This window comes from Dolichospermum lemmermannii CS-548, from assembly GCF_028330815.1.
GTDB lineage: Bacteria > Cyanobacteriota > Cyanobacteriia > Cyanobacteriales > Nostocaceae > Dolichospermum > Dolichospermum lemmermannii.
Window position 1 is genome coordinate 1 of sequence record NZ_JAQMTJ010000102.1, and the last position, 25,682, is coordinate 25,682.

Annotated in this window: 25 protein-coding genes; 17 read left to right on the forward strand and 8 right to left on the reverse strand. The window is 38.4% G+C overall.

Annotated elements, in window-relative coordinates; all coding sequences use genetic code 11:
* Positions 1 to 265 precede the first annotated feature (265 nt).
* Entirely contained in the window at positions 266 to 988 is a 723-nt protein-coding gene (locus PN450_RS06965; protein WP_271835821.1) for a hypothetical protein, read from the reverse strand.
* A 339-nt stretch (positions 989 to 1,327) separates the two neighbouring features.
* On the opposite strand from PN450_RS06965, the gene mreD reads away from it, so the two are divergent.
* Together mreD and ribD are read left to right on the forward strand one after the other, a co-directional pair.
* Positions 1,328 to 1,945, forward strand: coding sequence for a rod shape-determining protein MreD (gene mreD, locus PN450_RS06970; protein WP_148766337.1), 618 nt, complete (start codon positions 1,328 to 1,330; stop codon positions 1,943 to 1,945).
* Between the two features lie 5 nt (positions 1,946 to 1,950).
* Positions 1,951 to 3,132 (forward strand): bifunctional diaminohydroxyphosphoribosylaminopyrimidine deaminase/5-amino-6-(5-phosphoribosylamino)uracil reductase RibD, encoded by a 1,182-nt coding sequence (gene ribD, locus PN450_RS06975; RefSeq protein ID WP_271835822.1) that lies wholly within the window; start codon positions 1,951 to 1,953, stop codon positions 3,130 to 3,132.
* A 17-nt stretch (positions 3,133 to 3,149) separates the two neighbouring features.
* Here ribD and PN450_RS06980 read toward each other — a convergent pair whose 3' ends face one another.
* A complete protein-coding gene (locus PN450_RS06980) occupies positions 3,150 to 3,368 on the reverse strand; it encodes a hypothetical protein (protein WP_015080587.1) in 219 nt (72 codons plus the stop codon).
* 386 nt (positions 3,369 to 3,754) lie between these two features.
* On the opposite strand from PN450_RS06980, the gene PN450_RS06985 reads away from it, so the two are divergent.
* Entirely contained in the window at positions 3,755 to 5,929 is a 2,175-nt protein-coding gene (locus PN450_RS06985; protein WP_271835824.1) for a DNA phosphorothioation-associated putative methyltransferase, read from the forward strand.
* 10 nt (positions 5,930 to 5,939) lie between these two features.
* Here PN450_RS06985 and PN450_RS06990 read toward each other — a convergent pair whose 3' ends face one another.
* The gene (locus PN450_RS06990; RefSeq protein ID WP_015080589.1) at positions 5,940 to 6,518 is read right to left on the reverse strand and encodes a hypothetical protein; all 579 of its coding nucleotides are present in this window, start codon (positions 6,516 to 6,518) and stop codon (positions 5,940 to 5,942) included.
* A gap of 184 nt (positions 6,519 to 6,702) precedes the next feature.
* Between PN450_RS06990 and PN450_RS06995 the strand changes: the two genes are divergently transcribed.
* Entirely contained in the window at positions 6,703 to 7,272 is a 570-nt protein-coding gene (locus PN450_RS06995; RefSeq protein ID WP_148766329.1) for a pentapeptide repeat-containing protein, read from the forward strand.
* 22 nt (positions 7,273 to 7,294) lie between these two features.
* On the opposite strand, the gene PN450_RS07000 is transcribed toward PN450_RS06995, so the two are convergent.
* Positions 7,295 to 7,441 (reverse strand): hypothetical protein, encoded by a 147-nt coding sequence (locus PN450_RS07000; RefSeq protein WP_271835825.1) that lies wholly within the window; start codon positions 7,439 to 7,441, stop codon positions 7,295 to 7,297.
* A gap of 50 nt (positions 7,442 to 7,491) precedes the next feature.
* Between PN450_RS07000 and PN450_RS07005 the strand changes: the two genes are divergently transcribed.
* From PN450_RS07005 to PN450_RS07030, 6 genes are all read left to right on the forward strand, one after another.
* A complete protein-coding gene (locus PN450_RS07005) occupies positions 7,492 to 8,244 on the forward strand; it encodes a winged helix-turn-helix domain-containing protein (RefSeq protein ID WP_148766327.1) in 753 nt (250 codons plus the stop codon).
* A gap of 53 nt (positions 8,245 to 8,297) precedes the next feature.
* Positions 8,298 to 9,617 (forward strand): PAS domain-containing sensor histidine kinase, encoded by a 1,320-nt coding sequence (locus tag PN450_RS07010; RefSeq protein ID WP_271835827.1) that lies wholly within the window; start codon positions 8,298 to 8,300, stop codon positions 9,615 to 9,617.
* Positions 9,618 to 9,755: 138 nt separating this feature from the next.
* Positions 9,756 to 10,424, forward strand: a complete 669-nt coding sequence (gene phoU, locus PN450_RS07015) for a phosphate signaling complex protein PhoU (protein ID WP_015080593.1) — start codon at positions 9,756 to 9,758, stop codon at positions 10,422 to 10,424.
* Positions 10,425 to 10,641: 217 nt separating this feature from the next.
* Positions 10,642 to 12,357, forward strand: coding sequence for an iron uptake porin (locus PN450_RS07020; RefSeq protein WP_271835828.1), 1,716 nt, complete (start codon positions 10,642 to 10,644; stop codon positions 12,355 to 12,357).
* Positions 12,358 to 12,621: 264 nt separating this feature from the next.
* A complete protein-coding gene (locus PN450_RS07025; RefSeq protein ID WP_271835829.1) occupies positions 12,622 to 13,908 on the forward strand; it encodes an FAD-binding oxidoreductase in 1,287 nt (428 codons plus the stop codon).
* Between the two features lie 64 nt (positions 13,909 to 13,972).
* Complete coding sequence (locus PN450_RS07030; protein ID WP_271835830.1) at positions 13,973 to 15,322, forward strand: (Fe-S)-binding protein; 1,350 nt, start codon at positions 13,973 to 13,975, stop codon at positions 15,320 to 15,322.
* A gap of 95 nt (positions 15,323 to 15,417) precedes the next feature.
* On the opposite strand, the gene PN450_RS07035 is transcribed toward PN450_RS07030, so the two are convergent.
* From PN450_RS07035 to PN450_RS07045, 3 genes are all read right to left on the reverse strand, one after another.
* Entirely contained in the window at positions 15,418 to 15,741 is a 324-nt protein-coding gene (locus tag PN450_RS07035; protein ID WP_015080597.1) for a DUF5615 family PIN-like protein, read from the reverse strand.
* A 1-nt stretch (position 15,742) separates the two neighbouring features.
* Entirely contained in the window at positions 15,743 to 15,961 is a 219-nt protein-coding gene (locus PN450_RS07040; protein ID WP_193892914.1) for a DUF433 domain-containing protein, read from the reverse strand.
* 79 nt (positions 15,962 to 16,040) lie between these two features.
* Positions 16,041 to 16,703, reverse strand: a complete 663-nt coding sequence (locus tag PN450_RS07045; RefSeq protein ID WP_271835832.1) for a class I SAM-dependent methyltransferase — start codon at positions 16,701 to 16,703, stop codon at positions 16,041 to 16,043.
* A gap of 158 nt (positions 16,704 to 16,861) precedes the next feature.
* Here PN450_RS07045 and PN450_RS07050 point away from each other — a divergent pair, with 158 nt between their 5' ends.
* From PN450_RS07050 to radC, 4 genes are all read left to right on the forward strand, one after another.
* Positions 16,862 to 18,082, forward strand: a complete 1,221-nt coding sequence (locus PN450_RS07050) for a S8 family peptidase (RefSeq protein WP_271835834.1) — start codon at positions 16,862 to 16,864, stop codon at positions 18,080 to 18,082.
* Positions 18,072 to 20,405, forward strand: a complete 2,334-nt coding sequence (locus PN450_RS07055) for an NACHT domain-containing protein (RefSeq protein WP_271835835.1) — start codon at positions 18,072 to 18,074, stop codon at positions 20,403 to 20,405. Before PN450_RS07050 ends, PN450_RS07055 begins: the two co-directional genes overlap by 11 nt.
* 116 nt (positions 20,406 to 20,521) lie before the next feature.
* Positions 20,522 to 21,460, forward strand: coding sequence for a phosphoribulokinase (locus PN450_RS07060; protein WP_213717177.1), 939 nt, complete (start codon positions 20,522 to 20,524; stop codon positions 21,458 to 21,460).
* A 253-nt stretch (positions 21,461 to 21,713) separates the two neighbouring features.
* Complete coding sequence (radC, locus tag PN450_RS07065) at positions 21,714 to 22,445, forward strand: RadC family protein (RefSeq protein WP_015080602.1); 732 nt, start codon at positions 21,714 to 21,716, stop codon at positions 22,443 to 22,445.
* 5 nt (positions 22,446 to 22,450) lie between these two features.
* On the opposite strand, the gene PN450_RS07070 is transcribed toward radC, so the two are convergent.
* Complete coding sequence (locus PN450_RS07070; RefSeq protein ID WP_271835836.1) at positions 22,451 to 22,663, reverse strand: hypothetical protein; 213 nt, start codon at positions 22,661 to 22,663, stop codon at positions 22,451 to 22,453.
* A 216-nt stretch (positions 22,664 to 22,879) separates the two neighbouring features.
* Between PN450_RS07070 and PN450_RS07075 the strand changes: the two genes are divergently transcribed.
* The 3 genes from PN450_RS07075 to PN450_RS07085 are packed head-to-tail and all read left to right on the forward strand — an operon-like array spanning position 22,880 to position 25,681.
* Positions 22,880 to 23,134, forward strand: coding sequence for a SemiSWEET transporter (locus PN450_RS07075; protein WP_271835838.1), 255 nt, complete (start codon positions 22,880 to 22,882; stop codon positions 23,132 to 23,134).
* 16 nt (positions 23,135 to 23,150) lie between these two features.
* On the forward strand, positions 23,151 to 24,773 hold the full coding sequence (locus PN450_RS07080; RefSeq protein WP_271835839.1) for a B12-binding domain-containing radical SAM protein: 1,623 nt from the start codon (positions 23,151 to 23,153) through the stop codon (positions 24,771 to 24,773).
* Positions 24,773 to 25,681 carry an Rpn family recombination-promoting nuclease/putative transposase gene (locus tag PN450_RS07085; protein WP_148766305.1) on the forward strand — a complete coding sequence of 303 codons (909 nt, stop codon included), beginning with the start codon at positions 24,773 to 24,775 and terminating at the stop codon, positions 25,679 to 25,681. Before PN450_RS07080 ends, PN450_RS07085 begins: the two co-directional genes overlap by 1 nt.
* Position 25,682 lies beyond the last annotated feature (1 nt).

Below are 25,682 nucleotides of genomic sequence, written 5' to 3' on the forward strand. Positions count from 1 at the left end.
ATAAATTATCGGTCATTGCCAAAAATAGTTATCCAAATGCTTCGCCCGTACAGTAGTTAGTTGTTAGTAGGGGCGAAGCATTTGGAAGATAAATTATCGGTCATTGCCAAAAATAGTTATCCAAATGCTTCGCCCGTACAGTAGTTAGTTGTTAGTAGGGGCGAAGCATTTGGAAGATAAATTATCGGTCATTGCCAAAAATAGTTCTCCAAATGCTTCGCCCGTACAGTTGTCAGTGGTAAAACTGCTCCCTGCCTCCTGCCTCCTATTCTTCGATGGGGAAAAACTCCTTAGACCTACGAGAATAGGACCAAGCAATACCATCAGGATCACGGCTACGACACCACTGGGCAAAATCTGGGTCATTGCGTCGCTTGTAAACCGTACTGGAATAGACATTTAGCCGTTTAGCTAATTCAGATTGAATCAGCGAACCAAAAACTAACTGTTCTTCTAGAGGTTTTCTCACTTCCTCGTGGGTAGGAACAGATAAGGATTCAGATTGCGCTTCCTCCTCCTGGGGAATAGGAGGAGGTGGAGCTAAAAAAGAGCGGGCAATTTTGGTAACTGGTTGCGCGGGAAGTTTTTCTACCAATTCACTACTATCAAGAATATCGCCGAGAATACTGGCATTAATAAAATAGTACAATTGATCTTCTTTTTCCGAATCTAGGACACTAGCGCCAAATTCCTTAGCTTTACTATCTAAATAGCGTTTTGCCACCTGTCCCGAAAAATTACCCTTGATTGCCAAGTCCATGGGTCTAATTTGGCCATGATTTTCCTCAACTAATTCATAAAAGAGTGGGTTAACTTGGTTGCACCACTTTTCCCATCTAGATTGCTGCCAAAGATTGAAAACCATTAATAGCGCTAAGATTACCAGTAAAACTTTCCAGGTATTAACCAGGAAAACAATCAAAAACGATATCGGCAAAATTAGAACGAGAAAACTTTTGCCTGGGCTTTCTATGGTTTTTTCACTCATACTGATTTTTGCCAAGTGAATTTTTAGAAAATAATATCTCTATCTTGGCAAAAATTTGGCCATTTGTTTGTATCTTTCGGCAAAATTGTCGCTAATTATTCGGCAAAAGCTACTGATACAATAAAAAAGTAACCAATTATCTCAGTATATTTTTCAAGCCTTTGAGAAATTGGTGTGTAGTCGATTAGGTTCACAAAGATTAAAATTAAGCGATGATATAGCGGTATGCACTGGAATGAGATTCTAATTTTCACCCCAGAGGCTTACACCGAAAGGATTGTACTCCTAATTGCTGACCGCTAAAAGCTCCTATAATCATCAATCACCAATTGCCAAACAATGAAGATACCTGGATTTCCTGGTGACAGAGATAAAAAATCAACTTCAACCGGACGAAAATCCTATTTTTTGATTCCCCCATTAGCACTTTGGCATCCTTGGTGGCATCAATTTATGGATTGGATGGTAATATTTTTAACTGTCATGTTATGTTTACTAATGTTGCCAACTCGTCTCCCCGGAATGGAATTATTAGGCATTGGTCCTAATTGGCTACTCATTTGGGTAGTGGCTTGGAGTGTCAATCGCTCAGTATTTTCTGGTCTGCTGTCAGGAATCATTTTGGGGCTATTACAAGACGCAATGACATCACCTGATCCAACTCATGCCTTGAGTTTGGGAATTGTGGGAATGTTAACAGCCCTGATGCAAAAACAGCGGTTTATTCAAGAAGACTTTATTTCCATTGCTTTAATTGTATTTGCGATGGCTGTAGTGGCAGACACTATTTTTGCTTTCCAGTTATCTTGGGCAGGAAATCGTCATGCAGCCAGTATTTGGACATATTACCAACGGGCTACCTTAGCTTCGGCAATTCTCAGTAGTTTGTGGGCGCCTGTGGTTTATTATCCTCTTAATCGCTGGTGGCAGCAGATGAAATTAATTCGTAATTCGTAAGTCAAATGGATAATTTTCCAGGAGTCTCTCCCAAATCTGCATCATTACCTCAAGATCCTCAACTTATAACACAGCCTGTAGTCCCAGAAATAGTAGGTGATGACTTTGACTCTCGCATGATGGGAAGGTGTGTGGAATTAGCCCGGACTGCCTTAGGACGCACTTCACCAAATCCCTTGGTGGGGGCGGTGATTGTCCAAAATGGGGAGATTGTGGGAGAAGGATTTCATCCTTGTGCTGGTGAACCTCACGCCGAAGTTTTTGCCCTGAGAGCAGCGGGAGAACGGGCGCGAGGAAGCACTATTTATGTGAGTCTTGAACCTTGTAACCACTATGGACGTACTCCTCCCTGTTCCCAAGGGTTGATTAATGCGGGTGTGTCTAAGGTGGTAGTAGGGATGGTTGATCCTAATCCCTTGGTAGCAGGTTCTGGAATTGCGCGGTTACGGGCTGCTGGGATAGAAGTGATAGTTGGCGTGGAGGAAGCGGCTTGTCGGCGATTAAATGAAGGTTTTATTCATCGTATTCTCTATCAACGACCTTTAGGGATTTTGAAATATGCTATGACTTTAGATGGTAAAATCGCCACTACTGCTGGTCATAGTGCTTGGGTAACAAATCAAGATGCTCGCACTGAGGTTTATCAACTGCGAGCCGCTTGTGATGCGGTGATTGTTGGTGGGAATACGGTTAGAAAAGATAACCCTTATTTGACTAGCCATCAAGTTGAGGCTCATAATCCCCTGCGAGTGGTGATGAGTCGTAGTCTAAATTTACCAGAACAAGCTCGGCTATGGGATACTCAGGAAGCTCCAACTTTGGTTGTAACGGCAGTTGGTAGTTCACAGGCTTTTCAAAAAATGCTGCGCGACAAAGGGGTGGAAGTGGTGGAATTTAGCTCACTCACCCCAGAAGCAGTCATGAGTCATTTATATGAGCGCGGGTTTTGTAGCGTGCTATGGGAATGTGGTGGTATTTTAGCAGCTAGTGCGATCGCTCAAGGCTCTGTCCAAAAAATTATGGCATTTATCGCCCCCAAAATTATTGGTGGAGATCATGCTCCTACACCTGTGGGAGATTTGGGTTTGACCAATATGACTGAAGCGTTACTTTTAGAGCGCGTCAGTTGGCGTGTTGTTGGTAATGATTGCTTGGTGGAAGGTTATTTACCACCCAAAATAAAATAAATAGCACAGATACTCAGCTATGATTCTTGGCGTTCATAAGCTAAATCACGAATCAGAGTTAGCCGAGATTGAATGTAATCACAGAGAAAATCAATTTCATGGGCATCTAAAAAGGCTTGATTCGTGATTTGTTTAACTAACCACTGTACCAAACTAGTATCATCAAGCTGCAAAAGCGTTACTGTGTGAGTGGCTTCAACGATAGACCAAAACTGACGCATGATTGTTGGACTCATTCGGCCTCTATTAATCATTAATTTAGTTATTTTCAGATTATACAGTTCTGATATTAATTAACTGCCTAAATCTACAACTAGATATAACTATTATTAAAAATTTAATAAATGGGCAAATATTTTGCTGAAAATGAAGAAATGTCAAGTTATATGAATTAACTTAATTTTACTTAACTAAGATCACAATTGGTAATTGGTAAAAGTTCTTTTTTGTTGTCTTTTACTCTTTTCACAAAAAAAAGGGAACAGGGAACAGGGAACAGGGAAAAATCAGAGTTTGAGCGGTTTTGGCTGGGAGATTAAAGTTTATTAACTTCCAATTTCAGATTTTTTGTATTAAAGTAAATGTAACCAGGTTATCTATATTTCTACAAGATGACAAAGTAATGGTTCAACCTGATAACATAAGGAATGCAGTTGCGGAAAACCCCCCAACGTTTCATTCTATTGATCTAAATAGTATAAATAAATATTGCCAAAACAATCCTGTTGGCAAAATGTTACCTGATGCTTTTTACATTCATATTTTAGCCTTACATACTCTTGACCCTTGGCTTCAGGAATATGAAAACCGCGCCCGTACTTGTACTGAGCGTAGTCGAAGTAGTCGAACTAGTGCCTTACTTAAAGTTCAGTCTGCAACTTTAGTTAAATTTAGCACGAATAAACCCAAGATTTCCTATCTATTTTATCCTGATTTTGATACTGATCCTCATCCGGCTTTACAAGCTAGTATTCAGGTTGACGTAGAAACTCTAGAAGTTGGTTATCGGGATTACAGCGATTCGGAAAATCCCCCCATTCTGCACCGCAAAGAAACTTTTGTAACTCCAGAATATCCCCTCTATCAAGAGTTTGCAGCTTTAACTCGCGCTCAAGTCGCTTTAGGTTTACTTAATCATACTAGGGGAATTGGCACTAAGTTGGGTTGGGAACAACGGCTACAAGTTTTTGGGGTGGAAGTACAAGGACATAGCTTGATTAAACGCGAAAGCAGTTCTACAATTACAAATATAGTTCCCAAAATAGAACGCCACAAAGCCGCTATTATTCGTCCTGATTTATCCCGTCCTGTGCGTTTAGCCTTGGAATCGAGCTTATTTAGTCCAGAAACTACCTTTTTTGATTATGGTTGTGGACATGGTGGAGACGTTACCCGCATTGCTGAACAGGGTTATACAAGTTATGGCTGGGACCCTTATTATTCTGCACATACACCGAGAATCGCTGCGGATATTGTGAATATTGGTTTTGTGATTAATGTCATTGAGCATCAAAGCGAGCGCCGGGAAGCTTTAATTCAAGCTTGGGAACTGACTCAAAAGGTGCTGTTAGTAGCCGCCCAAGTGTTGATATCTGATATTAAGCGGGGTGTAATTGCTTATGGCGATGGCATTATCACGAATCGTAACACATTTCAGAAATATTATGAACAAGAAGAATTAAAAATTTACATTGACCAAGTATTAGGAGTTGACGCAATTCCTGTGGCTTTGGGGGTTTATTTTGTGTTTCGAGATGATGCTGAAGCGGAGTTATTTCGCGCTTCTCGGTTTCGTTCCCGTGCGACTACTCCCAGAGTCCGTCTTTGTGTAAAACGGTTTGAGGAACATCAGGAATTATTAACGCCGTTGATGAATTTTCTGACGGAACGGGGAAGAATGCCTATTAAGGGAGAATTACCTCAAGCAGCGGAAATTGCTGAGGAATTTGGGAGTTTACGCCGGGCTTTTAATGTCATTATACAGGCAACTGACACAGAAGAATGGCAAGCGATCGCTGACAAACGCCGTCAAGATTTGATGGTTTATTTAGCGCTGTGCAATTTTAGCCGTCGTCCCCGATTAGGACAATTATCCCCAGCAGTCCAAGAGGACATAATTGGTTTATATAGTAGTTATAAACAAGCTTGTTTAGATGCTGACCAAATGTTACGCAGCTTGGGAAATACAGAACTCATTATTAAACGCTGTCAAGAAAGCAAGGTTGGTAAAAAATTACCTAATTCCCTTTGGGTGCATATTTCCACACTACAAGCAGTTGACCCTTTATTACGCCTGTATGAAGGTTGCGCTAGTCGGACTCTGGGAAGATTAGAAGAAGCAAATGTGATTAAATTCCATCTGAAAACACCTAAGATTTCTTATTTATTTTATCCTGATTTTGATATTAATCCTCATCCCATTTTATCAAAAGTGATGACAATTGATTTGCGAGATTTGCACGTTACTTATCAGGATTATGATTTAGAAGATGATCCACCAATCTTACACCAAATAGATGCTTTAGTTACTTCTGATTATCCCCAATATGAGAAATTTGCTAAGTTAACTCGTCAAGAAGAAGATAGAGGACTTTTAGATAATTGGCACAGTATTAGTCATGTTTCTGGCTGGAAAAAATGCTTACAAGAAAATTGTACTGTTATTGATGGTTATAGGTTATTTTGGGTTAAAGATGCAGATGCTTATAAGTTGAAAGCACTTAAAGCAGCTTTGAGAACTCGACAAAGAAGGAAGAATATTTCTAACGAGTCACAGAGACACGGAGCGGAGGAATAGAGAGGTTTTTTTAAGTTTGTTTTGCTAGTTTTATCCAGTTTTCGATTCCTTTTTTTGTGGGGATTCCTGAGTTATTAAATGTCCAAATATCTCGTTTATGTTGTTGTCCATAACTAATGTGAATTGGTTGGTGGGGACTGTAGAAATACAGGGAATCAAAGGGTAGTTTCGTTTGTAATATCCATTCTACTAGTTCTGTGCTGGGTAAGTCTGTAATTAGAAAATCACAAGCTGCACCTAATCTTTTACAGTAGTATGTACCATTTTTGTTGATTTCATGGCTAATATGTTGGTCGAGATTGGGGGCTACACGTCCATTTTTCTGACCTGTAACTGGGTCTTTTTTCTCAAGATACTTTTTTAGGTCTGGAGAACAAAAACCGTAGGTAAGTTGAAATTTTTCTCTACTAAAATAATCTATAATTGGGTCAATGATAAATTTATTTAAATCCTGTAATGCGGGAATTACTTCTGGTAGATTTTGTGGATATGGGTTGATCTTTTGGGCATATTTATGATAGGTTTGTGTGCAGGTACAAAATTCTTCTAAGGTTAGATATTTTCCTAATTTTAAATTGTGAGTATTCATAAATACTGGATAGCAATGAGGCCGGTGATTTTATTGTAGCATTTGCTAAAGTTCTGGTTCATTAATTGCCCAGAAGTTAGAAAATGTGAATAAATTTATGTTTAGTTTAAATAAACAACAGGATTAATCAAGATTTAATTATATTTTAAATTTTGTCCGACTACTTACCAAGGTCTAGAAAAGTATGAATGTTCAAGAACTTTTAGCTAGATACGCGACAGGAGAAAGAAGCTTTACCTGTATTGCTTTACCAGGAGCAAATTTGCAAGGAGTCAATTTGGGTGGTGTGGACTTCGGTAGAGCAGATTTAAGAGGAGCAAACCTGACAGCAGCTTCTTTGAGTGGAGCTAATTTGAGTAAAGCGAATCTTCAAGGAGCAACATTAGCAAGAGCGCATTTATCCGAAGTTATTCTCTGTGGTGCTGATTTAACTCAAGCTACATTAACAACTGCTCATTTAAATGAATCAGATCTCAGTGGTGCATTGTTAAGTGGTGCTAACTTGTGTGATGCTAATTTACACATGGCATCAATTTCCGCCGCAAACTTACAAGGTGCAAATCTCAGTGGTGCAAAAATGGGGGGTGTGAGAATGTGGAAAGCAGATTTACAAGGTGCAGACTTGAGTGGTGCTGATTTAAGCGAGGCTAATTTGTGCGAAGTAAATTTAACTGGAGCTAATTTAGATGATACAGATATGAGTGAAACTTTCTTAACTGGGGCAATTATGCCTGATGGTAGCATTCATAGTTGATGTTTGGCATTACTGATGCTGATCATTTAGCTTTTAGATAACTACTGGCATAAAAATTAACATTTACTCTCCGTGCCTCTGCGCCTCTGCGTGTTAGCGAAGCGGGGCGAAGTCCGACAAATTCTTCTTCTTCACCACCAAGTCCAGAAAAACAAAATAAATCTATCATTGGTATGATTTATAATATACTAGACTTTGTTATACACTGAAAAAAAATTAATGTATACCAGTGAATTAGCTAAATATTCTGTGAGAACGGACATTGGACAAACCAACCGTATCCTCATAGTGGAAGACGAAGAACTGATTCGGGAAATGTTAGTTGTGGCCTTGGAAGGGGAAGGCTATGAAGTAATTACCGCTAGTGATGGCCGAGCAGCGATAGAATATCTGAAAAGTTGTGAAGATAATTCTGAAGAACTGCCTTTAGACTTGGTGCTATTAGATTTGATGTTACCGCAAATTAATGGCCTAGACATTTGCCGTTTTTTACGTCATCAAGGCAACTCAGTGCCAATTTTAATGTTGAGTGCTAAAGGTAGTGAAACTGACCGAGTCCTGGGCTTAGAAGTGGGTGCTGATGACTATTTGACAAAACCATTTAGTATGCGAGAATTGGTGGCGCGGTGTCGGGCGTTACTTCGTCGTCAACGTTTAATTTCATTGCCACAAGTTACTGTCCTCAAGCACAAAGATATAACTTTAAATGCTCAAGAGTGTCGGGTTATAGTCCGTGGAGAAGAGGCAAGTTTGTCTCCCAAGGAGTTCCGACTGTTAGAATTATTTATGAGTTATACCCGTCGGGTATGGTCACGAGAGCAATTATTAGATCAAGTATGGGGTCCAGATTTTGTGGGGGATAGCAAAACTGTGGATGTTCATATCCGCTGGTTACGGGAAAAGTTGGAGGAAGATCCTAGTCATCCAGAATATATTGTAACTGTGAGGGGTTTTGGTTACAGATTTGGGTGATTGGTGAAGATAGTTGTTAATTTTGAGTAATAACACACCAACTAACGACTTCCATGTTTTTTCTGGGATTTTCGCTGGGTTTAGCTGTCGGCCTGGGTTTTTGGGTTTGGCAACAGGTTCATCTGCACTGGTATTTAGAACAATTACTACAATCGCCAAGTTCTAATTTCCATAAAATTACCAATATTAAACTGCTGCTAAGACCTCGCTTACGGCAGGAAATCTCTATGGTGAATAGACAGCAACAAAATTTGCAGCAATCATTGTCCATGTATAAGGAATTACTGGATTTTGCTCCGCTGGGATATTTGCAGGTAGACGAGGAAAATCAATTGTTGTGGTGCAATCAACAAGCGCGGGAAATCTTATATCTTCAAAGATGGCAACCTGGACAGGTGCGTTTGTTGCTAGAGTTGGTGAGGTCTTATGAATTAGATCAGTTAATTGAACAAACTCGTGATTGGCAAAAACCCCAGGTGCAGCAATGGGTTTTTCATCCCGCTTGTGAAGATGCTAAGATGATGACAGAATTAAAGCCCATGTTTCTGCGGGCTTCTAGCTTGCCATTACCAACGGGACAGGTGGGAGTATTTTTGGAAAATTGCCAATCTGTGCTAGATATGAAGCAAGAACGCGATCGCTCTTTTTCCGATTTAGCCCATGAACTCCGCACCCCCTTGACGGCAATTCGTCTCGTGGTGGAAACTCTGCAAACCCGTTTAGAACCACCTTTAGACCGTTGGGTTAATAGGCTGATGCAAGAAGTTGACCGACTGATTAATTTAGTCCAAAGTTGGTTGGAGTTGACGCAAATGCAAAACAACCCCACCATGCAGTTAAATTTAGAAATGGTGGAAATGCGATCGCTCATCATCTCCGCATGGGAAACCCTAGAACCAATTGCCCAGAGTCATTCTCTCAGTATTAACTATTCTGGACTAGACAGCATCTGCATTCAGGCAGATAAATCTCGACTTTATCAAGTATTCGTCAATTTGCTAGATAATAGCATCAAATATAGTCCAGCCACCACAACTATTGACATTGAGACTAAAATAATTTCTACTGATAACGGTCAAATGTTGGAAATAAATATTATTGATTTCGGTGTTGGCTTTGCTGTTGACGACTTACCTCATGTATTTGAAAGGTTTTATCGCGGAGATAAAGCCCGGTATCGTTCACCAGTAAATGAAGTAAATTCGACAACTGGAATTGCTGGTAGCGGTTTAGGTTTAGCCATTGTCCAGCAAATAGTCATGGCTCACGGTGGTGTAATTAAAGCCATGAACCATCCAGAAACAGGTGGTGCTTGGATACAAATTCAATTTTCTCAAGTTATGACAAATTTACCTAGTAGTTTGTCAAGATAAAAATGATGGACTGTAGTGTGAGCGTCTCGCTCACGCGGGCAAGATGCCCGCACTACCAAAAACCCGTCAAAATGTCTTTGACAGACTACTAGTCAAGACTATAGTTAAGAAAATATATACACTTTTAATATAACCACTGTGAAAACTGTATTTGATCCTCCCAATCACGAAATACTACCAATAGAACGCTCTATTAGGCGTTTAGAACGGGATTTATTACGTATGGGGGCTTTAGTAGAACAATCATTTCGGCTGAGTCACCAAGCCCTATTTGCCGGGGACTTAATCGCAGCGGAACAAATACCCCGGTTAGATAAAAAAATTGATCGCTTTTATCGGCAAATAGAATCAGACTGCACAACTATTATCATTCGTCAAGTACCCACAGAAAGAGATTTGCGCTGTATAAGTGCTTTTATGCAATTGGTGCGTGACTTAGAACGAATTGGGGATTATGCCGAAGAGTTAGGGGAAATTGCCATTAAACTCTTCCCTTATCCTCAGCATAGTTCCTTACCAGAAATTGCAATTATGTCCCAGCACGCCCAAGCAATGTTAGCAACTTGTTTAGTCGCATTGGCAGACCTAGACGAAACCAGTGGACAAAGAATGAAGCAGTTAGATGATGCTGTAGATAATGCTTATGAGCATCTTTATCAAACCTTTGCCCAACAGGAAAATATTTCTGGCGTAATTGAGCCAATTCTCTTGTTAACTTTAGCAATTCGTTGTTTAGAACGCATGGCAGATCACGCAACTAATATTGCTCAACGAGTTACATATATTGTTACAGGTCAGCGATCGTAAATTGGATATTGATCCCCATCAATACATACCATAGACAGGGTATAATCTCAAATTTATCAAATAATAAATAAATCATAACCTTGTATAAAAATTTTGATATTTAGTTGTTTTAATTGCCATTAATGATGTAGAATCACTATAGAACATTTATGTATAAGTTCCCTTGGGACTTTACCATAGACTGGATTCATTATAGGTGTGAGAGAGATTGAAATTTATGAAAAAAGCTTTTTGGAATATCCTCAAGGTTAGCCCCGTCCTAGCTTTGACCTTACTAACTGGTAACAGTGCATTTGCTGGTGAAGCTAACGAAAAAGTGACAAGTGTTGCTGAATTATCCCAAGAGTCCAACAGCTTGGGTCAAATAACATCCGTTTCTCAGTTTTCCGACGTACAACCCACAGATTGGGCGTTTCAAGCTTTACAATCTTTATTTGAACGTTATAGCTGTGGAGTTAGTGGTTATAGTAATGGTACTTTCCGTGGTAATCGCGCCTTGAGTCGTTATGAATTTGCGGCTGGTTTAAATTCCTGCTTAGACCGCGTTAATGAACTCATTGCTACCGCAACCGCTGACATGGTGAGCAAGCAAGATTTAGCTACCTTACAGCGCTTGCAAGAAGAATATTCCACTGAACTAGCAACTATTCGCGGTCAAGTAGATGCTTTAGAGGCTCGTACTGGCGAATTAGAAGCTAATCAGTTCTCCACCACCACAAAACTATCTGGTGAAGCAATTTTCAGCGTATCCCAAGCTTTTGGGGATAAAGTAGCATTTGCGGATAAGACAACTGCCAATGCTAATACTACTAGAAACGTTAAATTAGACAGCAAGGCAACTTTCTCTGACCGGGTGCGGTTGACTTTAAACAGCAGTTTCACAGGAACAGACCAGTTGCAAACCCGCTTGAATGCTGGGAACATAGTTAACAATGGTTCTGCTGGTGCGCCTGGTGCTGGTGCTGGTACTGCTACTGGTACTGGTACTAGTATGACCCGTTTGGGCTACGATACCAGTGGTGGCACTAACAGCATCACTATTGATAAACTCAACTACGCCTTCAACTTGAGCAAAGCAATCCGTGTCAAGATTGATGCTACTGGCGCTGAGTTGAACGAGAACGTCAATGTTTTCAACCCTGACTTTAGAAGTAGTGGTTCAGGTTCTTTATCTCGTTATGGACGTTTCAGCCCTATTTATCGTCAAGCAAATGATGGCGCAGGTATCACTGTTAATGTGACTCCTAATGATAAATTAGCATTGAGTGGAGCTTATTTTGCAACAGGTAGAGATAATAATGCAAATGATCCATCCCCAGGAAAAGGACTATTTGCTGGTAACAATACCATCTTTGGTCAGTTAGCTTTGAAGCCTACTAAAGCCATCAACCTTGGTCTAACCTACGCCCACTCATATCAAAATAACGCTTTTAACCTCTTCGGAAGTACAGGTAGTGCTGTTGCTAATAATCCTTTTAGCATTATTGGTGTTACTGCTACTGCAATTGAAGCTAACCACTATGGTGTACAAGTTAGCTTGCAACCTAGTGCTAAAATCACATTAGGCGGTTCAGCAGGTTATACAACAGCTAGTACATTAAAAGCTAGTTCTTCAGCAAGCACTGAGACACGGTACTGGGCTACTACATTAGGTATTAAAGACTTCCTTAAAGAAGGTAACACCTTGGGTTTGATCTTCGGTCAATCACCTAAAATCTCTGAAGCTACAGTAAGTGGGAAATCAGTTCTCAGCACACTAAAAACTACAGGTAGAGAATCAAGCAATTCTTATCATGCAGAAGGTCTTTACAAGATAAAGCTTTCTGATAATATCCTTGTTACTCCTGGTGTATTGGTAATCTTCAATCCTGAGCATAACGACAAGAATAGCACCGAGTACGTTGGTACTTTACGGACTACCTTCACTTTCTAGAATCAACTGAGATTAGTAGTTGGGATTTAGCGAGTTTAGTCGCATGGTTAGGGGTTTAGCAGTGCTAAACCCCTACACTTATTTTTGAAATATCTCTCGTTCCCATACTCTGTATGGGAATGAATTCTATAAGGCTCTGCCTTTAATAATACAATTAGGCAGAGCCTACATCATGGCATTCCCAGTCAGAGACTGGGAACGAGATAACCTCTTAGCTTTACGCAAAATATAATTCATATTAAATTAAGAATAAAAAAGAGACTAATGAATTCAATAGCATCTACCTTAACTTCTATTATCAGCACCGAAAACGCCGTTATATCCTGGGAAAATCTCAGCCCCACCCAACAGCATAATATCCAACAAGGAATAGACCCCAAAAGCCAGCCTAGTTGTGTCATTTATCCCCATAGCCAAGCAGAATTAGCCGCCGTTATCACCACTGCCAACAGTCACAAATGGCGTGTTCTAAGCTGTGGTAGCGGTAGTAAAATCAATTGGGGTGGTTTAGCTAAAAATATTGATATTATTGTCAGCACCGAACGCATTAACCAACTCATAGAACACGCTGTAGGTGATTTAACTGTCACTGTCGAAGCAGGGATGAAATTTGCCCAGCTTCAGGAGATTTTAGCTAAACATCACCAATTTTTAGCACTTGATCCCGCTTTTCCTAATTCTGCTACTATTGGTGGTATGGTTGCTACTGCCGATACGGGTTCTCTGCGGCAACGTTATGGTGGTGTGCGTGACCAACTTCTAGGTATAACTTTTATCCGCGCAGATGGTCAAATCGCCAAAGCTGGGGGACGAGTCGTTAAAAATGTGGCTGGTTACGACTTAATGAAATTATTTACTGGTGCTTACGGGACATTAGGAATTATCAGCCAAGTCACTTTTCGAGTTTATCCCATTCCTGAAACTTCGCAAACTGTGATATTAACTGGAAAACCTGAAGCTATATCCCAAGCAGTGAGAACTTTACAAAGTTCGGAATTAACACCAACTCAAGTTGATTTATTATCAAGTAAGTTAGTTACTAATTTAGATTTGGGAACAGGAATAGGATTAATTACCCGCTTTCAAAATATTAGTGAAAGTGTCCAAGAACAGTCAAAACGACTTTTAGCAATTGGCGAAAAATTAGGTTTAAATGGGGTAATTTATTCAGAAAATCAAGAAGCTGATTTATGGCAAAGATTGCCGGAACAAATACATTTTTCTAATCCAGAATCTTCAATTACTTGCAAAGTAGGAGTATTACCAACTGCTGCGGTGAAAATTATCAATCAAGTAGATATTGGTTTAATTCATATTAGCAGTGGTTTGGGTTTAGTCCGTTTAGAAAATCAAGATCAAATTTTGCCTTTGCGAAATTTATGTGCAGCAAATTCTGGTTTTTTAAGTATTTTATCTGCACCTGTTGAGTTGAAGGAAAGGTTTGATGTTTGGGGGTATAATGGTAATGCTTTGGCAGTAATGCGGGGAATTAAAACACAGTTTGATGGTAATTTTATTTTAAGTCCTGGTCGGTTTGTGGGTGGGATTTAAGTTTTAATTAAAAACGAACCGCAGAGGCGCAGAGGTCACAGAGGTTAAGAGGGGAGAAATATAAATGCAAGTTTCGGAAGGTTCGGTGAATAATACTGCTAGTATTAAGAATTTGCAGGGTTTTGATGGAAGTCATCCACCTGATCCTAAGTTAATTGATAGTTGTGTTCATTGTGGTTTTTGTTTGTCTACTTGTCCTAGTTATCGGGTATTAGGTAAGGAGATGGATTCTCCCAGGGGACGGATATATTTAATGGATGCTATTAATGAGGGGGAAATTGCTCTCAATACGGCTACTGTTGAACATTTTGATTCTTGTTTGGGTTGTCTAGCTTGTGTTTCTACTTGTCCTTCTGGTGTGCAGTATGATAAGTTGATCTCGGCTACTAGACATCAGGTGGAAAGAAATTATAATCGCAGTTTACCTGATAAGTTGGTTCGACAATTAATTTTTTCTCTGTTTCCTAATCCTGATCTTTTAAGAATTTTACTTTTTCCTTTATTAGTTTATCAAAAGTTAGGAATTTCTAAGGTATTACAAGCAACTGGGTTAATTAAAGCCATATCTCCCCGGTTAGCTGCTATGGAATCTATTTTACCGGAAATTACTCTTAAATCTTTTCAGGATAATTTACCAGATATCATCCCAGCTAAGGGTGAAAAAAGATATCGGGTTGGTGTAATTTTAGGATGTGTGCAAAGGTTGTTTTTCTCTGGTGTCAATGAAGCGACGGTAAGGGTTTTAACTGCGAACGGTTGTGAGGTGGTAATTCCTAAATCTCAAGGTTGTTGTGCTGCGCTTCCTGAACACCAAGGACAAACGGAACAAGCGAAGGTTTTAGCAAGACAAATGATTGATAGTTTTGCTGATACTCATGTGGATTTTGTGATTATCAATGCTGCTGGTTGTGGTCATACTTTGAAGGAATATGGTCATATTTTAGCAGATGATCCAGAATATGCGGAAAAAGCTAAAGTATTTGCCGCGAAAGTTAAGGATTCACAGGAGTTTTTAGCTAATGTGGGTTTAACAGCTAAACTTTCACCTTTGACTGATAAAAATCTCACTTTAGTTTATCAAGATGCTTGTCATTTATTACATGGTCAAAAAATTAGTGTCCAACCTCGTCAACTGTTAAAACAAATTCCCGGTGTGACTTTAAAAGAACCCATAGACGCGGCTTTGTGTTGTGGTAGCGCGGGGGTTTATAATATGTTACAACCGGAAGTTGCGGAAGAATTAGGTAAACAAAAAGCCCAGAATTTATTAAATACTGGCGCTGATTTAATTGCTTCTCCTAATCCTGGTTGTAGTTTGCAGATTAGTAAATATTTACAGGGGAAAACTATTTCTGTCATGCACCCAATGGAGTTATTAGATTATTCAATTCGGGGTGATAAGTTGGAGATTTAGAAAATTATAATATCCAGATCCCCGACTTCTGAGATTAATTTATAATGTATTTACAAGATCCAGAAAGAAGTCGGGGATCTTATTTCAGTTCATTATTATTCAAGACTAACAACTACAGCTTGACCTTTCACTAATGTAGATAAAATATCTAAAATCTTTGGAACTAAAGGTTTTAAATCAATTAATCTATTAGAAGATGCTTGTAAAACAACTACAGCAATATTAAACTGGGACAAATTTTGCTGAAAAGATAAATTTCTATCAACCGTAATAAAAACATCAAATTCCTGTTCTACTAAAGCTAGTAGTTTACCATTTTTAGTTCCTGCCCATCCCATTTGCGGAACTGTTTTGATTTCATAACCTACAAATTCCTTAGTTAACTTGCGGTCAATACATTCATCTAGAAGCAGTTTCATTTTAAGCTACCTTGTTAATCATTTCTTTTCCTGCTTCTTCTAAGAATGTAATGACTTGTTCCCTAGTAACAGTGGGAAAACCATCTAAAAAATCATCTATTGAGTCTCCTGCTTTTAAATAATCTAAGAGTGTTTGTATAGGAACTCTTGTTCCCGTGAAAACAGGAGTACCACTCATAATTTCAGAAGAGACACTTATAACTGAAGGATGATTGGACATTGTATTTGATATTTTCAAGTTATATTCTTAGTCTAGCTATAAATAGGACTAAGCGCGATTCCTGCGCTATCTATTCGGACTAATTTTTCATAGCTAAGGTTAATCCGTCGGCTATGGGAACTATACTTAGGGTAATTCGGCAGTCTTGATGTAATTTGCGATTCAAAGCCCTAATTTTATTAGTTTGATTATCTTGTATTTCTGTGTCTGCAACTTTACCTGACCACAACACATTATCAATGGCAATTAATCCACCGGGACGAATTAATTCAAGACATTGCTCATAATAATTATTATAGTTACCTTTATCAGCATCAATAAAGGCAAAATCAAAAGTTCCCGCTTCCCCTGCTGTCAATAACTTATCTAATGTTTCCAATGCTGGGGCAATATGCAAGTCAATTTTATCCTCTACTCCCGCTTGTTGCCAATAACGTCGAGCTACACTGGTATACTCTTCACTAACATCACAGGCGACTATTTTACCATCTGCGGGTAAAGCCAACGCTACTACTAAGGAACTATAGCCAGTAAATACACCTACTTCTACAGTTTTTTTTGCTCCTATCAGTTTTACCAGCAATGCCATAAATTGCCCCTGTTCAGGAGATATTTGCATTTGGGACATTGGCATTTGAGCGGTTTCTTGACGCAGTTGGGTTAAAATAGTTGGTTCGCGCAGGGAAACTGAAAGCAAATAATCGTATAGGTTTTGTTCTAAACCCAGGGTCTGTTTTGACATGATTTATGTTTATTAATTATTTTATGATAGTTCTTCCTCGTCAAGACTATAATAACAAATTTAAAATCAAATGTCAACCCCTCAATTCTCTTTTAAAGCCGATTATTTTGCTAATATGTTAGTATGTTGCATAACAATAGTTGGTTGAAGGGTTCTTGATGACTGTTTATATTATTCGTCCTAAGACGACATCGGTAGCACGTTCTTTAAAATTAGCATCGAGAAAATTCACTCCCGAAAGTCGTCCCTCACAAGTTGCAGAAGTGGTGAATTTTTGGCAAGAAGATTCTGGATATCAAGAAATAATTAGTTATTTGGAAGATACAGATACAATTAGCGAATATCCAACTCATTCAAATATTACAGGTGCTAAAATTGTTGATATACCTGATGAAGAAGTTGAACAACTACGGCAAGATTTACCTAATGCTTTAATTTTACGGGATTTGCCAATAGAATTAATTAAACCAGAAAGAAGTATAGCAGGTGCTAAAACCACTCTGACAACAGATGATCTTTGGCATTTAGAAGCTATATCTCTTCTTAAAGCCCGTCAGCAAGGATTTACAGGCACAGGTAAAGGAATAACTGTTGCAGTTCTCGATTCTGGTATAGACGCAAACCACCCAGAAATAAAAGGTAAAATAATTGAATCTTATAGTTTAAATCCCAGAACACAAGAAATCCAACCCGTACCATTTGAAGATACACATGGACATGGTACTCATGTTGCCGGGTTAATTTGTGGAAATAAAGTTGGTGTTGCACCCGAAGCAAAAATCATCAACAGTATTATGTTTCCGAACGGTATATGTAATTTAACAGATTGGATATCTTGGTTTAATTGGTTAGCACTACAACCAGAAATTAATATTATCAATCTTTCTGCGGGTGAACTTTCATTACCATCAGGTTATTTTGAGCTATTTAGTTCCTTAATTGATGACTTAATAACTGTAGGTGTACTTCCTATTTGTGCGGTAGGTAATGAAGGATTCAACCGTTCTCGTACACCTGGTAACTGTAAAGGTTCACTTTCTGTAGGTGCTATCAACAATAGACATCAAGTTGCATCTTTTAGCGGTAATACTACTATGACAATTAACTATCAATCTTATAATGTTCCTTGTTTAGTTGCACCAGGAGAAGGTGTTTATTCATCGGTTCTAGGAGGAGGTTATGAAGCTTGGAATGGTACATCTATGGCCACACCTATAGTTTCTGGTGTGGCTGCGTTAATATTAGAACGGTATAATAAAAGTATGTCGGTGCTAGATTTATTAAATGAAATTTTGACATCTTGTCAAGATTTGGGAGCAAATCAGCAACGTCAAGGTCAAGGTTTAGTTCAAATACCAACTACACTATATGAACCTTAAAGAAGACCAAATTAGTAAAATTGACCCTTTGCTGGAAGAAGCGTTAATGAATGCAAGGGGTGATGAAAAAATGCGGGTAATTATGACCTTGGGTGATGAAAATCAACTCAGGAATAGTCAAGCATTGCCAATGCTTGAACCTGGGAATTTTTCTTCATCTATTGCTTATAGACAAGCATTAATTGAACGGCGAAAAAATCAACTTTCTCAGGTTATAGGTGACACAATTCAAGAGTTACAAAACTTGTCTTTAAAACCTGTCGGTGGCACAATGAGCCGTGTTGTAGTTGTTGAAGGTTCAGCAATAGATATATTAAATTCATTAGAATTATCTGGCGTAAATAATGTTAGTTTAGATCAATTGGTGGGATTACCAGAAGTTGCACCGGATGAAGCAGTTAATCATTTTGCTGAATTGTATATTAATATGTTAGGAATTGACTTAGATCAGAAAACCAAAAAATCAATTTATCAAGCATCTAAACAATACATTCTTAACTATCACAAGCGATATAATCGGTTGCGAGTTTTAGGAATGTCACAATCTGTAAATTTAGATGATATTTATACAGAAGTCCAATGTTTACAAACTGATGATATTCGGAATTTTGAATCAGTAACAGCATTAGAAGAAAATTATCGCCAAAATGGTAGTCGCAGATTGACTAATGAAAAATCTGCAAGACAAAATGGAATAACAATTGCTAACCAATATGCACATTTAATGATATTGGGACAACCGGGTGCAGGTAAATCTACTTTTCTAAGAAAAATAGGACTAGAAGCACTCAAAGGTAAATCTGGTCAAGTTGAAGGTGAATATATTCCTGCTTTACTAGAACTAAAACAATTTATTACAGATAAAGTTGATATTTACGATATTATTCAGCAAGAATTTATATCATGTCAATTGCCAATGGCAAAAGAATTTACTAATCAAGTATTACGGCAAGGACAATTATTGATTTTATTAGATGGTTTAGACGAAGTACCTAATAAAAACTTTAAATTAGTAATTGATAAAATACAAGAGTTTGTTAAACAATATAAACAAAATAAATTTGTTATTTCTTGCCGTACTGCTGCTTATCGCCAAAAGTTCAATAACTTCAAAGAATTTATTATTGCAGACTTTGATGATCAACAAATTCAACAGTTTATTAATAACTGGTTTTATTCAGAAGTAGATAAACAATTAGGAACTGCGAATAAATGCTGGAATAAAATTAAAAGTGAAAAAGCTACTAAAGAATTAGCCAGAACTCCTTTATTATTAACTTTTCTTTGCTTGACGTATGATCAATCTCAATATGTACCGGAAAATCGAGCTACATTATATTTTGATGGTTTAAATATTTTATTGGAAAAATGGTCAGCAGAAAAAAGATTACCAAATCAACCAATTTCTCGCCAAATAGATATTACTTTAGAAAAAATTATGTTAGCGGAAATAGCTTATAATAATTTCGCAGCAAATAAGCTATTTTTTTCTCAGCAAGAAGTTTTAAATCAAATTCAAAAGTCTCTAGCTAGTAATGTTAATGCACCAAAAAATTTAGACCCTGGAAAAATATTAGATGCTATTACCATTGAACAGGGAATTTTAGTAGAACGTGCTAGAGATGTATTTTCTTTTTCTCATTTAACCCTACAGGAATATTTAACAGCCCAATATATTGATGATCATCGTCTAATTGAAAAATTAGTGACTGAACATCTGACAGATAAACGTTGGAAAGAGGTATTTTTGTTAGTTGCTGGAGTCATGCGGCGTGGTACAGATGATTTGTTGTTATTCATGGAAAAGGAAGTACAAAAATATATCAATACCGGAAAATTACAGGATTTATTAAATTGGGCGGAAAATGTCACAGTAGGATCTCAAGGTGATTATAAACCAGTTGGGAAACGTGCAGTTGCGATCGCCAACGCCTACGCCCTCGCCCTCGCCCTCGCCAACGCCAACGCCAACGCCAAGATCATTGATTACATCAGTAGCATTGAGAAATTACAAATCTTTAATCAAAAACTCAACTTTACTGTGTTACGTACTCAACTAGAAGCACTAAAAGCTAAAATACCTGATGATAAACAACCAAAAGAAATACATCAAGCTTTTGCTAAAACATTGATAGAAACATTACTCAATGGTTTTAATCTCACCCCAGAAATGATTGATTTATCTAAAGAAGAAGTCAAGGCTTTAGATAATTATCTTTACGCCAATTTCCTAATTATCCAATGCAAAGAAGCAGCGGTGCGGGTATCACCTGCAACATGGGAAGCAATAGAAACGCGGATGTTGTTGGTGGGGAGTAATTAAAATCCAGGGAGTTTGTGTAGAGATGTTGCAAAGATAAGATTTTCTGAAGAAAGTGCTTATTGCCCTCTAAAATTGAAGATTATTCTATAAACTTACTCGCGTCAGAGGGGGTATTCATGAGCCGTCCAATTATTCTGGGTATTGTTGGTGATAGTGCTGCGGGGAAAACAACTCTGACTAGAGGGATTGCTCAGGTACTAGGTCCAGAAAATGTGACTATAATCTGTACAGACGATTACCACCGTTACGATCGCACACAACGGGCAGAAATCGGCATTACGGCACTCCATCCTGATTGTAACTATCTGGATATCATGCAGCAACATTTATCGCTGCTACGGACAGGACAGGCGATTCTCAAGCCGGTTTACAGCCACTCCACAGGGACTTTTGAACCGCCGCAATATATCAAACCCACTAAGTTTGTGATTATTGAAGGGTTACTAGGTTATTCTACCCGTGCAGCCCGTGATGCTTATGATGTCAAGGTTTATCTTGCCCCTCCTGAACCACTGCGCGCTGATTGGAAGGTGAAACGGGATACTCAAAAACGCGGTTATACTCCAGAACAGGTATTAGCGGAGTTAGATAAGCGCGAACCAGATTCGGAACAGTATATCCGTCCTCAGCGGCAATGGTCTGATATTGTGGTCAGTTTCTATCCTCCCAATGATGAAATTGATAACACTAGTGGGCGTTTAAATGTGCGCTTGGTGTTGCGTCCTTCCATTCCCCACCCTGATTTTACGGAAATTATTCACGCTGGTCATAGTGATACCCAGTCAGCTATCCGCTTGGGATTGGATAGAGATATGGGAAAACCGGTGGATGTTTTAGAGGTTGACGGTCATGCTACTTTGGAACAGGTGAATAAAATCGAACGGATTATGTGTAACGATATGCCGCATTTAAATAGTGTGTGCGATCGCGAAAGTAATCCAGAATTGGGTAAAATTGCAGGTACAACTGGAGAAACACTGCAAAGTTATCCTCTCGCCCTGACTCAGTTAATTATCACTTACCATATGCTCAAAGCTACGCAAATTTACCAATAAGTAATTCCGGGTAGTATCTACAAAAATTAAAGATATTGTCAAAAAGGAATAATTGTGTCCAAAAATAAGGGATAAATAATGAGTTAGCATTCAGCCCCCAGTCCTCAGCAATCAGCCTTAGAATCTGAAACACAGGTAATTAAATCAATACCTCCTCTTCTTTGCTATTTGCTATTTCTGCTTTTCGCTGATAGCTGATAGCTGATAGCTAAATGCTATGACAATTATTCCCAATTCAAAATTCCCAATTGGTATGACTTATTGCCTGAGAATAGCCGACTTACCGGAAAATGAACGCCCCCGTGAAAGGTTAATGACTCACGGACCGAAGATTTTAGCTACAGCGGAATTAATCGCTATTTTGCTGGGTACTGGTCAAGGACCTGGTAAACTCTCAGCAGTTGGTTTAGGGCAATATATATTACAGCAATTGGGTAAAGGTCAGTGTGACCCCTTAGCTGCTTTACGAAATGTCTCCCCCGCTGAATTAATGGAAATTCCCGGTGTGGGACCAGCAAAAGCGACAACTATCCTCGCTGCAATTGAATTGGGTAAACGGACTTTTTTATCTCGTCCTTCCGACGGAACAGTGATTGATAGTCCCATTGCTGCGGCTGCGGTGCTGAGTCAAGACTTGATGTGGCAAAATCAAGAAAGATTTGCCGTGCTATTATTGGATGTGAAAAATAAGTTATTAGGCACAAAGGTAATTACAATTGGGACGGCGACGGAAACGTTAGCCTCTCCCCGTGATATCTTTCGAGAAGTTATTCGTCAAGGTGCTACCAGGGTAATAGTTGCCCATAATCATCCTTCAGGGAGTTTAGAACCCAGTGAAGCAGATATAGAATTGACTCGTCAATTATTAGCCGGTGCGGAACTTTTAGCTATTTCCATTTTAGATCATTTAATCTTAGGTAATGGCACTCATCAGAGTTTAAGAGAAATTACAACTTTATGGGATGATTGTCCGCAAGTTGATTGATATTTCTACCTTTTTTGTTCTAGGTCTTCTACTGCTTTTTCTGTGCGGGTATTGGGGTTTTTGGGACGCTTAATAGTAGGAAATAAGTTAAGAGCAAAATTATTCAAGGCTATCCGGGTTTGAGCGCTGGATTTCCCTAACTCACCGGGTAAAACCTTATCCCCCAAAGTTATAAAAAGAATAAAACCAATAACAAAAAATGGTATGTATCGTTTCATCTTCAATTCCTCGCCAATTAGAGATTGCAATTGATAACTATTCTTATAGAATGCCCAAATTATTATCAAAACAATAACTCACAAATAATATTTTTTCCGAAATTAAGATTCAAATAACATGATCTAACAAAAATTTCAACTGTCAATTTCTACTATTTGCCTAAATATCTGCAATTAATGGAGTATAATCTCTAAAATCAGGATATATTATTAAACATGGATTTTATTACCATTTTAGGATTAGTTGCAGGGGCATTAACTACTATCGCCTTTCTCCCACAAATGTTGCAAATATGGCGCACAAAATCAGCGAAAGATGTCTCCTATGTGATGCTGATTGTCTTCATGAGTGGTTTGTTTCTGTGGTTAGTCTATGGGATTATCCTCGGTGCTTTCCCAGTTATTCTCGCCAACGCGGTGACATTATGTTTTAACTTGATTATTCTATGGCTTAAAATTAAATATAGATAACTCTACTAAAAAAACTGTGACATCATCTGTATTTAACTCTGAACGCCTTCTGTTTACGCCCGCAACCCCCAATCACGATGCTATTCCCGTAATTTTCGCCTTTCCTAATGAGTATACGGTGGGGATAACTAGTCTGGGTTATCAGGTGGTATGGGCGACTCTGGCTATGCGTGATGATTTGCAGGTAAGTCGCTTATTTACTGATATTCGGGAACAACTTCCTAGACATCCAGAATTATTAGGTTTTTCTATGTCTTGGGAATTAGATTATGTGAATATTTTTAATCTTTTGGAATCTTTAGAAATTCCGATTCGGGCTAATTCTCGCAATCAAAATCATCCTTTAATTTTTGGTGGTGGACCAGTTCTCACAGCTAATCCTGAACCTTATGCTGAATTTTTTGATGTGATTTTATTGGGAGATGGTGAAAATCTGCTGGGTGATTTTATAGATACTTATAAAAAAGTCAGAAATGCTGATAGAGAAACTCAGTTAAAAACTTTAGCCCAAGTTCCGGGAATTTATATTCCTAGTTTATATGTAATTGAATATATCACACCAGATGGCGAAATAAAATCAATTAATCCTATTTCATCGGAAATTCCCCCAATTATCCAAAAGCAAACTTACCGAGGAAATACTCTTTCTGCTTCTACTGTTGTCACAGAAAAAGCTGCTTGGGAAAATATTTATATGGTGGAAGTGGTGCGAAGTTGTCCCGAAATGTGCCGCTTTTGTTTAGCTAGTTATTTAACTTTACCTTTTAGAACTGCGAGTTTAGAAAATTCTTTAATTCCGGGAATTGAACGGGGTTTAAAAGTTACAAATCGTTTGGGTTTGTTGGGGGCTTCTGTTACTCAACATCCAGAATTTACAGAATTATTAGATTATATTAGTCAACCAAAATATGATGATGTGCGGTTAAGTGTCGCGTCGGTGAGAACCAATACAGTTACTGTTAAATTAGCTGAAACTTTGGCAAAACGCGATACAAGATCATTAACAATTGCTGTCGAAAGTGGTTCGGAAAAAGTTCGGAAAATTGTCAATAAAAAATTGGATAATGATGAAATTATCCAAGCCGCTATCAATGCAAAAGCTGGTGGTTTGTCTAGTTTAAAACTCTATGGAATGGTGGGAATTCCTGGGGAAGAAGCAGAAGATATAGACGCAACTGTAAAAATGATGCAAAGTGTCAAAAAAGCTGCGCCTGGTTTACGGTTAACGTTGGGCTGTAGCACATTTGTACCCAAGTCACATACACCATTTCAATGGTTTGGGGTTAATAAGCAAGCAGAAAAGCGGTTACAGTTATTACAAAAGCAAATTAAACCCCAAGGGATAGAATTTCGACCAGAAAGCTATAATTGGTCAATTATACAGGCTTTGTTGTCGAGAGGCGATCGCCGACTTTCTCAATTATTAGAATTAACCCGCGATTTTGGTGACTCTTTGGGAAGTTACAAACGGGCTTTTAAACAACTAAAAGGACAAATTCCCGACTTAGATTTTTATGTTCATAGTAATTGGTCAACTGAGAAAATTCTACCTTGGAATCACTTGCATGGACCATTACCTCAGTCTACACTAATTAAACATTTAGCAGAAGCTACCAACTCAGAATTAAATCATCAATAATGCACACAGATACCATATTCTACCAAATCTTCCTCACCTTCCATACTCTATTATTTGAACTACTGGGACAACCCCCAGAAAATGCGGCAGGTTATCAATTTACTTCGGTAGAAGTCAAAGAAAAAGCCTTTCGATTTGATGGGATATTTATGCCAAATAGTGAAGAAAAACCCATTTATTTTGTCGAGGTGCAATTTCAAAACAAACCAGAGTTTTACTGGGAATTAATTACAGAAATCAACATTTATCTCAATCAATATAAACCCGAACAAGATTGGCAAGCAGTAGCTTTATTTGCGAAACGGAGTTTGGATGTAGAGAAATTAACTAATTACCAACAAGAATTAGTCAATAGTGGTCGAATCAAACGAATTTATTTAGATGAAATACCATCAGGGTCAATAGGGATGGGATTAATTGAATTAATTGTCAGTAAAGAAAACCAATCACAGGAATTGGTGAAAACCTTAATGGCAAGAACAAAGACAGAAGTTAGCAATGATAGTGAAAGACAAGGTATTATAGAATTACTGGAAAGTGTTTTGATGTCAAAGTTTTCACAATTAAGTCGTCAGGAGATAGAAGCCATGTTTTTAGTGAGTGATATTAAGCAAACAAGGGTATATCAAGAAGCTAAAAAGGAGGGTGAACAAGAAGGAAGACAAGAAGGAAGACAAGAAGGAAGACAAGAAGGAAGACAAGAAGGAAGACAAGAAGGAAGACAAGAAGGTGAGAAAAACTTGCTGCTGCGAATATTATCGAAACGGTTTGGAAAATTGAATGATAGCTACATCGAAAGTATTAACAGCTTGAGAATAGCACAGCTAGAAGACCTGGGAGAAGCATTATTAGATTTTGGAGATATTAACGATTTAGAACAATGGCTAAAATCTCACACAGAATCATAGA